8 protein-coding genes and 1 other annotated feature are annotated in these 8,718 nt (G+C 57.5%); of the genes, 4 read left to right on the top strand and 4 right to left on the bottom strand.

What is annotated here, in order from left to right; genetic code table 11:
• Positions 1-161: 161 nt before the first annotated feature.
• The 3 genes from clpB to rluD form a co-directional block, all read right to left on the bottom strand.
• The gene (gene clpB / locus ACUTQY_RS15655) at positions 162-2,735 is read right to left on the bottom strand and encodes an ATP-dependent chaperone ClpB (protein WP_025301647.1); all 2,574 of its coding nucleotides are present in this window, start codon (positions 2,733-2,735) and stop codon (positions 162-164) included.
• Positions 2,736-2,865: 130 nt separating this feature from the next.
• A complete protein-coding gene (yfiH, locus tag ACUTQY_RS15650; RefSeq protein WP_033641938.1) occupies positions 2,866-3,597 on the bottom strand; it encodes a purine nucleoside phosphorylase YfiH in 732 nt (243 codons plus the stop codon).
• Positions 3,597-4,574, bottom strand: a complete 978-nt coding sequence (gene rluD / locus ACUTQY_RS15645) for a 23S rRNA pseudouridine(1911/1915/1917) synthase RluD (RefSeq protein WP_004932452.1) — start codon at positions 4,572-4,574, stop codon at positions 3,597-3,599. Before rluD ends, yfiH begins: the two co-directional genes overlap by 1 nt.
• Positions 4,575-4,705: 131 nt before the next feature.
• Between rluD and bamD the strand changes: the two genes are divergently transcribed.
• From bamD to pheA, 4 genes are all read left to right on the top strand, one after another.
• Complete coding sequence (bamD, locus tag ACUTQY_RS15640) at positions 4,706-5,437, top strand: outer membrane protein assembly factor BamD (RefSeq protein WP_004932456.1); 732 nt, start codon at positions 4,706-4,708, stop codon at positions 5,435-5,437.
• A gap of 312 nt (positions 5,438-5,749) precedes the next feature.
• Positions 5,750-6,091 carry a ribosome-associated translation inhibitor RaiA gene (raiA, locus tag ACUTQY_RS15635; protein WP_004932457.1) on the top strand — a complete coding sequence of 114 codons (342 nt, stop codon included), beginning with the start codon at positions 5,750-5,752 and terminating at the stop codon, positions 6,089-6,091.
• A 122-nt stretch (positions 6,092-6,213) separates the two neighbouring features.
• Positions 6,214-6,340: a sequence feature (Phe leader region), on the top strand.
• On the top strand, positions 6,215-6,262 hold the full coding sequence (locus ACUTQY_RS15630) for a hypothetical protein (protein ID WP_101428074.1): 48 nt from the start codon (positions 6,215-6,217) through the stop codon (positions 6,260-6,262). It overlaps the preceding feature by 48 nt.
• A 42-nt stretch (positions 6,341-6,382) precedes the next feature.
• Complete coding sequence (pheA, locus tag ACUTQY_RS15625) at positions 6,383-7,540, top strand: bifunctional chorismate mutase/prephenate dehydratase (protein ID WP_046688266.1); 1,158 nt, start codon at positions 6,383-6,385, stop codon at positions 7,538-7,540.
• 55 nt (positions 7,541-7,595) lie between these two features.
• Here the strand turns inward: pheA and tyrA are convergent, their stop codons facing one another.
• Positions 7,596-8,717, bottom strand: a complete 1,122-nt coding sequence (tyrA, locus tag ACUTQY_RS15620) for a bifunctional chorismate mutase/prephenate dehydrogenase (protein ID WP_033641935.1) — start codon at positions 8,715-8,717, stop codon at positions 7,596-7,598.
• Between the last annotated feature and the right edge of the window lies 1 nt (position 8,718).

Here is an 8,718-nt window from a genome sequence, read left to right as displayed (position 1 = left end):
TTCAAATAATCACCAAAAACGCCTTTTTAGGATGTTTATTAGTCAGAAAATACCGGTTTTAGCACAGTAATAGCGGCAAACCCTGTAAACAGGGACAAACGAAGGTAAAGAAAAGGGAGCGGTCACCCGCTCCCTTTCATCTTTATTATCCTTAATTGCCGTTATTGTCGGGCAACGATATGGTCGTTTTCCACATCCAGCGTTACCAGCTTGCCGGGGATCAGCTTGCCGGACAGGATTTGCTGCGCCAGCGGGTTCTCGATTTCCTGCTGAATAGCGCGTTTCAACGGGCGTGCGCCATATACAGGGTCGTAGCCGGTTTTGCTTAACAGCGCCAGGGCCGGTTCGGTCATGGTCACTTCGTAACCGCGCTCTTCCAAACGCTTGTACAGACGCGACAACTGAATCTTGGCGATCGCGGCGATGTGTTTCTCGCCCAGCGGGTGGAACACCACCACTTCGTCGATACGGTTGATGAACTCTGGACGGAAGTGGTGACTCACCATCTCCATCACCGACTCTTTCATCTGCGCGTAGTTCATCTGACCGAAATGCTCCTGGATCAGATCGGAACCCAGGTTGGACGTCATGATCACCACGGTATTGCGGAAATCGACGGTGCGGCCTTGACCATCGGTCAGGCGGCCGTCATCCAACACCTGCAACAGAATATTGAACACGTCCGGGTGCGCTTTCTCGACTTCATCCAGCAGAATCACCGAATAAGGCCGGCGACGTACGGCTTCCGTCAGGTAGCCGCCCTCTTCATAACCGACATAGCCCGGAGGCGCGCCGACCAGACGCGAAACGGAGTGTTTCTCCATAAACTCGGACATATCGATACGCACCATGGCGTCGTCGCTGTCGAACAGGAACGAAGCCAGCGCCTTGCAGAGCTCGGTTTTCCCCACCCCGGTCGGGCCGAGGAACAGGAACGAACCGATCGGTCGGTTAGGATCGGACAGCCCCGCACGGCTGCGGCGAATCGCATTGGAGACTGCGCTGACCGCTTCGTCCTGGCCAATCACTCGCGAATGCAGTTCTTGTTCCAGGCGCAGCAGCTTGTCGCGCTCGCCTTCCAGCATTCTTGCGACCGGGATCCCGGTGGCACGCGCCAGCACTTCGGCAATCTCCGCATCGGTCACCCGGTTGCGCAGCAGCTTCATGCTCTTGCCTTCGGCCTGCGTGGCGGCGGCGAGCTGTTTTTCCAGCTCAGGGATTTTGCCGTACTGCAGTTCCGACATCCGCCCCAGATCGCCGACGCGACGCGCCTGCTCCAGGGTGATTTTGGCCTGCTCGAGTTCAGCCTTGATATTCTGGGTGCCGGAGAGCGACGCTTTTTCCGCTTTCCACTCTTCTTCCAGCTCCGAGTATTCGCGCTCTTTCTGCCCCAGCTCATCGCTCAGCATGTCCAGGCGTTTCTTGCTGGCGTCATCAGACTCTTTATTCAGCGCCTGCTGTTCCAGTTTCAATTGGATGATGCGGCGCTCAAGCCTGTCGAGCGACTCCGGCTTGGAGTCCATCTGCATGCGAATGCTGGACGCCGCTTCGTCGATAAGGTCAATAGCCTTGTCCGGCAATTGACGATCGGCGATATAGCGGTGCGAAAGCGTTGCCGCCGCCACAATGGCCGGGTCGGTGATCTGCACGTGGTGGTGCAGTTCGTAACGCTCTTTCAGGCCGCGCAGAATAGCAATGGTGTCTTCCACGCTCGGCTCAGCCACATACACTTTCTGGAAACGACGTTCGAGCGCCGCATCCTTCTCTATATATTGACGGTATTCATCCAGCGTGGTGGCACCGACGCAGTGCAGCTCGCCGCGCGCCAGCGCCGGCTTCAGCATATTGCCTGCGTCCATCGCGCCATCCGCCTTACCGGCACCGACCATGGTATGCAGTTCGTCGATAAACAGGATAACGCTGCCTTCCTGCTTGGCCAGATCGTTGAGCACGCCTTTCAGACGCTCTTCAAACTCGCCGCGATATTTGGCGCCGGCGATCAAGGCGCCCATATCGAGGGACAATACGCGCTTGTGCTTCAGTCCTTCCGGCACTTCGCCGTTAATGATGCGCTGCGCCAGACCTTCGACGATGGCGGTTTTACCCACGCCAGGCTCGCCGATCAACACCGGGTTGTTTTTGGTACGGCGTTGCAGCACCTGAATGGTGCGACGGATCTCTTCGTCACGGCCGATCACCGGGTCAAGCTTGCCCTGCTCAGCACGTTCGGTCAGATCGATAGTGTATTTCTTCAATGCCTGCCGTTGGTCTTCGGCGCCTTGGTCTTCCACGCTGTCACCGCCTCTCATTTGTTCAATGGCTTTGCTGATTTTATCGGCCGTCGCGCCGGCCGCTTTCAACAAGTCGGTCAACGAGCCGCGGTCTTCCAGCACCGCAAGCACAAACAGCTCGGAAGAAATGAATTTGTCCGCACGCTTTTGCGCCAGCTTGTCGCACAGGTTCAAAACGCGCACCAACTCGTGGGACGGTTGAACGTCGCCACCGGTGCCTTCTACCTGCGGTAAACGGGACAGCGCCTGTTCGATCTCGGTGCGTACACGCCCGGCATCGATACCTGCGGAAGTTAATAGTGGACGAACCGTGCCCCCTTCCTGATTGAGCAGGGCGCTCATCAGATGTAGCGGTTCAATAAACTGGTTGTCGTGCCCAAGGGCTAGTGACTGGGCATCGGCGAGGGCAAGCTGGAATTTGTTGGTAAGACGATCCAGACGCATAACACCTCCAAGATGGGTCGAAATTGCTACTGGAGATTAAATGAGGTCATCCCTCAAATTTTCAAGGTTATCTCGACGCTAAATTTTCGGTACAACGCCATGCGTCGTTGGATCGTCCTAATTCAATAGGTTATATCAGCCAGATTAAACTTGCCAGACGTCCGGTTATTCCATCGCGTCGATAGGAGAAAAAATGGCTCATTTCGTTAACCGTACAGCGGTCGCCGCCATAAATGGCCTGAACGCCCGCACGCAACAAGCGTTGGCGAGCCAGCAAGTAGATATTAGCCAAAAACTTATCGCCATGCGGGGTAAATGCCGCTGCGGCCTCAGCGTCTTCCGCCATGAAAGCGGCGCGCACCTCCGGCCCGACCTCGAACTGCTGCGGGCCGATCGCCGGCCCCAGCCAGGCGCTGATTTGGCCCGGTGCGGCGCTGAACGCCGCCACGGTTTGCTCCAGCACGCCGTGGCATAGCCCACGCCAACCGGCGTGAGCGGCGGCCACTTCGTCGCCTTGCTGCGAGCAGAACAGCACCGGCAGACAATCCGCCGTCATCACTGCGCACACCTGACCCGGCACGTTGCTGTACACCGCATCCGCCCGCAGATCGGCGGGCGCTTGTCCCGTCAACGTCACCACGCGAGTGCCGTGCACCTGCTCGAGCCATACCGGCATCTGCGGCAAGCCGGCGGCGGTAACCAACCTTTCCCGATTGCGCTTCACCGCTTGCGCCTCGTCACCCACGTGAGCGCCGAGGTTCAGCGAGTCATAAGGTGGCAGGCTGACGCCACCATCGCGCGTGGTGCTGCAAGCTTTAACGCCGGGAGGCAACGGCCAGTCGGGCAGAATGAGCGAGCGCATTACCAGTCCATCTGATCTTTGAATTCTTCGGTGTCCGCCTTCAGCGCGTTGATCAGATCAACCATGTCCTGCGGCAGCGGCGCATGCCACTCCATCTGGATGCCGCTGATCGGGTGATACAAACGCAGCATGGTAGCGTGCAGCGCCTGGCGGTCAAAGCCGCGCAGCGTGTTGATGAAGGCCTCCGAAGCGCCTTTCGGCGGACGCGGACGGCCGCCGTACAGCGGATCGCCCACCAGCGGATGGCTAATGTAAGCCATGTGCACGCGGATCTGGTGAGTACGGCCGGTTTCCAGGCGCAGGCGCAGACGAGTGTGCGCGCGGAAGTGCTCCATAATGCGATAGTGCGTCACCGCCGGCTTACCCATCGGGTGCACCGCCATGTGAGTGCGCTTGGTGGAATGGCGCGCGATGGGTTCTTCTACCGTACCGCCTGCCGTCATGGTGCCGATCGCCACCGCTTCGTATTCACGGGTGATTTCGCGTGCCTGCAGCGCCTCCACCAGCCGGGTTTGCGCCGGCACGGTTTTCGCCACCACCATCAGGCCGGTGGTGTCTTTATCCAGACGGTGCACGATGCCGGCACGCGGCACGTCGGCGATTTCCGGGTAGTGATGCAGCAGCGCATTGAGCACCGTGCCGTCCGGGTTACCGGCGCCAGGGTGCACCACCAAATCGCGCGGCTTGTTGATCACCAGGATATCGCTGTCTTCATAGACGATATCCAGCGCGATATCCTGCGGCTCCCAACGCGCTTCTTCTTCTATCTGTGCATCGATGGCGACTGTCTCTCCGCCCAGCACCTTCTCTTTCGGTTTGTTTGACGTTTTGCCATTGACCTTCACCCGATCGCCCAGGATCCACTCTTTTATGCGAGATCGTGAATAATCAGGGAACAATTCGGCCAAAGCCTGATCTAAACGTTGTCCGAGTTGAGATTCGGCCACCGTTGCGGTGAGTTGTACTTGTTGTGCCATATGCAGCTTCTTCGTTAACGTTGGGTTTTCACGGCGATGCCGTTTAATATAATGTGCTATTGTACCTGGTCTTTGTCGGGAGCTTAACGGACAGTCTCCCGGAATAACACCCTGAGGATAATCAAAACGTCATGACGCGTATGAAATATCTGGTGGCGGCAGCCACGTTGAGCCTGGCGCTGGCAGGTTGCTCCACATCCAAGGATGCGGTTCCCGACAACCCGCCTTCGGAAATCTATGCTACCGCGCAGCAAAAACTGCAGGACGGTAACTTCAAGGGCGCGATTACGCAACTCGAAGCGTTAGATAACCGCTATCCTTTCGGGCCGTATTCCCAGCAGGTCCAGCTGGATTTGATTTACGCCTATTATAAGGCTGCCGACTTGCCAATGGCTCAGGCATCCATCGATCGCTTCATGCGCCTGAATCCGACGCACCCGAACATCGATTACGTGATGTACATGCGCGGCCTGACCGACATGGCGCTTGATGACAGCGCGCTGCAGGGCTTCTTCGGGGTTGACCGTTCGGACCGCGATCCTCAGCACGCTCGCGCTGCGTTCCGCGACTTCAGCCAGTTGATTCAGCAATACCCGAACAGCCAATACGCGACCGACGCCAACAAGCGTTTGGTGTATCTGAAAGATCGTTTGGCCAAGTATGAGCTTTCGGTGGCGGAATACTACACTAAACGCGGTGCTTACGTCGCGGTCGTTAATCGCGCCGAGCAGATGTTGCGTGAATTCCCGGATACCAAAGCGACGCATGACGTGTTGCCGCTGATGGAAAATGCCTACAAGCAGCTGCAGCTGAACGGCCAGGCTGACAAAGTGGCCAAAGTGATCGCCGCCAACCCACAATAAGCGCGCGTCGGCACCGGCAGAAAAACCAAACGGCAGCCAAGGCTGCCGTTTTCATTGGCGTCGACCGGGTTTTTACTGGAAAAATACACAAGTAAAAACACGGTGTTAGCTAGCGCTCCTCACCGGTCAACTCATCGATAATGCGCCATCCGGCGGCAACTCTCAAGCATTAGATAGCCAATTCAAATGCTGAATCACAGATTGAACTAACTTTGCAAAAAGTGACAAAAAATCGTGATTTACATCACGCATTTAAACAAAAAGCGGGGTATGCTGGATTCACCAAGACGGAAAGACAGAGAGGTAAGTTATATGACATTGAACATTACCAGCAAACAAATGGATATCACTCCCGCAATCCGCAATCACGTCGAAGACCGTCTCACCAAACTGGAAAAATGGCAGACCCAGCTGATTAACCCGCATATCGTCTTATCCAAAGAGCCGCAAGGGTTTGTCGCCGACGCTACCATTACTACGCCTAACGGCCCGCTGGTCGCCAGCGCCAAACATGATGACATGTATACCGCCGTTAACGAGCTGATCGCCAAACTGGAGCGCCAGTTGAACAAAGTGCAGCACAAAGGCGAAGCGCGCCGCTGCAATGCCAGCGTGAAAGACATTGTGCCGGAAGTCACGCAAGAGCAGGAATAACCGTCCGACAGCGATTGCCGCATCAAACGCGCCCGAGGGCGCGTTTTTTGTCGGGTATTTTTGTTGACGGGGTAAAGGCCAGCGGTTACTTTAAAACCTGATCACATTAACCTTAGGTAGACCATGCCACGCACACCGTTTTTCTTCGCATTCTTTTTTACCTTCCCCTGACTGGGAGGCGTTTCGTCGTGTGAGAAAGAATGCGAAGACGAACAACAAGGCCTCCTGGAAACAGGGGGCTTTTTTTATGGCTGTTTTACAACGAATAAGAACTGAAGGCGGAAGCTGATTATGACTGACAACCCGTTATTGGTGCTGCGCGAGCGCATCAGCGCACTGGACTTGAAACTGTTGGCCCTGCTGGCGGAACGCCGTGAGCTGGCGATCGAAGTCGGCAAGACCAAGCTGCACTCTCATCGCCCGATCCGCGATAAAGAGCGCGAGCGCGATCTGCTGGATGCGCTGATCGCCGCCGCCAAGCCTTACGACCTGGACGGCTTTTACGTCACCCGCCTGTTTCAACTGATCATCGAAGATTCCGTCCTGACCCAGCAGGCGTTGCTACAGCACCAGCTCAACCCCGTCAGCCAGCACTCCGCCCGCATCGCCTTCCTCGGTCCGAAAGGCTCTTACTCGCATCTGGCTGCGCGCCAATACGCTGCCCGCCACTTCGATCAGCTGATCGAATGTGGCTGCCAGAAGTTTCAGGATATCTTCGCCCAGGTGGAAACCGGCCAAGCGGACTACGCGATTCTGCCGATCGAGAATACCAGCTCAGGCTCGATTAACGAGGTGTACGATCTGCTGCAACACACCAGTCTGTCGATCGTCGGCGAGCTGACCAACCCGATCAACCACTGCGTTCTGATCGCCGGCGACAGCGATCTGAGCCAGATAGAAACCGTCTACAGCCATCCGCAGCCGTTCCAACAGTGCAGCCAGTTCCTTAACCGCTTCCCGCACTGGAAAATCGAATACACCGAAAGCACGGCGGCCGCGATGGAGAAAGTCGCCAAGCTGAATTCGCCGAAGGTGGCTGCACTGGGCAGCGAGGCCGGCGGCGCGCTGTACGGGCTGCAGGTGCTGGAACACAATCTCGCCAACCAGCAGCAAAACATCACCCGCTTTATCGTCCTGGCGCGCAAAGCGATTGATGTCTCCGAACAGGTGCCGGCAAAAACCACGCTGATCATGGCGACCGGCCAACAATCCGGCGCGCTGGTCGAAGCGCTGCTGGTATTGCGCGATAACGGCATCATCATGACCAAGCTGGAATCACGTCCGATCAACGGCAATCCGTGGGAGGAGATGTTCTATATCGATGTGCAGGCCAACCTGCGCGCCGAGGCGATGCAAAAAGCGCTGCGCGATCTGGCGCCGATCACCCGCTCGCTGAAGGTGCTGGGCTGTTACCCAAGCGACACCGTGGTGCCGGTCAACCCATCCTGAAACCGTAAAAAAGGGTTCGGCTTGGCCGAACCCTTTATGTTTACTGCCCGCTGTTTTACTGCCGGCTGTCGTTAGCCTGCCGCAACAGCGTGCGGCTCTCCACCAGGAAGCGCTGGGCGTAATCGCCGAACCAATGCTCTACCTTGCGGAAGCTCTCGATAAACGCCTGTTTGTCGCCATGCTCCAACAGCTTTATCGCCTCGCCGAAGCGCTGGTAGTAACGCTTAATCAGCGCCACGTTTTCTTCCGACGACATAATGATATCGGCGTACAGCTGCGGATCCTGCGCGAACAGGCGGCCAACCATCGCCAGCTCCAGCCGGTAGATTGGCGAAGAGAGCGCCAGCAGTTGCTCCAGTTGCACGTTCTCTTCCGCCAGGTGCAGCCCGTAGGCGAAGGTAGCGAAGTGCCGCAGCGCCTGAATAAACGCCATATTCTGATCGTGCTCGGCCGCGCTGATGCGATGCAGCCGCGCGCCCCACACCTGCAACTGTTCAAGCAGCCACTGATACGCCTCCGGCTGGCGGCCGTCGCAATAGACCACCACCTGCTTGGCCACGCTGCCCACGTCCGGGCCGAACATCGGATGCAGACCGACCACCGGGCCGCTGTGCGCCGCCAACATCGCGTGTAAAGGCCGGTTCTTCACCGACGCCAGATCCACCAGAATACAATCGGCAGGCAGCGTCGGCAGGCGGCTTATCACCTGCTCGGTCACGTGGATCGGCACGCTGACGATCACCATGCCGGCATCCGCCAACAGCTGCTCCGCCTGCGGCCAATCTTCCTGATCCAACACCCTGACCTGATAACCCGACAACGTCAGCAAGCGATTGAACAGCCTGCCCATTTGGCCGTTGCCGCCGATAATGACGATCGGCCGCAGCTGCGGGCACAGGGTTTTAAAGCCCTTATCGTTCTCGCTGACGTAAGACTCGCGCATCACGCGGCGCAACACATCTTCGATCAGATCCGGCGGCACGCCGAGATTTTCCGCCTCCCGGCGGCGCGAGGCCAGCATCGCGGCTTCGCGCTCCGGCACATAAACCGGCAAACCGTGGCGGCTTTTGACTTCGCCCACTTCCGCTACCAGATGCAGGCGTTTCGCCAGCAGATCCAGCAGCGCTTTATCCACCTCATCGATTTGATCGCGCAGCGCGGTCAGTTCTGCCACCATA

It is taken from the genome of Serratia sp. TSA_130.1, from assembly GCF_052691795.1.
Note: the sequence above shows the minus strand (reverse complement) of the source record. Positions and strands in the feature narration are given on the sequence as shown.

Bases quoted from the DNA above. Each gene is read 5' to 3' on its own strand.
- clpB (WP_025301647.1), bottom strand. From the start codon at position 2,735: ATGCGTCTGGATCGTCTTACCAACAAATTCCAGCTTGCCCTCGCCGAT.
- yfiH (WP_033641938.1), bottom strand. From the start codon at position 3,597: ATGCGCTCGCTCATTCTGCCCGACTGGCCGTTGCCTCCCGGCGTTAAA.
- rluD (WP_004932452.1), bottom strand. From the start codon at position 4,574: ATGGCACAACAAGTACAACTCACCGCAACGGTGGCCGAATCTCAACTC.
- bamD (WP_004932456.1), top strand. From the start codon at position 4,706: ATGACGCGTATGAAATATCTGGTGGCGGCAGCCACGTTGAGCCTGGCG.
- raiA (WP_004932457.1), top strand. From the start codon at position 5,750: ATGACATTGAACATTACCAGCAAACAAATGGATATCACTCCCGCAATC.
- pheA (WP_046688266.1), top strand. From the start codon at position 6,383: ATGACTGACAACCCGTTATTGGTGCTGCGCGAGCGCATCAGCGCACTG.
- tyrA (WP_033641935.1), bottom strand. From the start codon at position 8,717: ATGGTGGCAGAACTGACCGCGCTGCGCGATCAAATCGATGAGGTGGAT.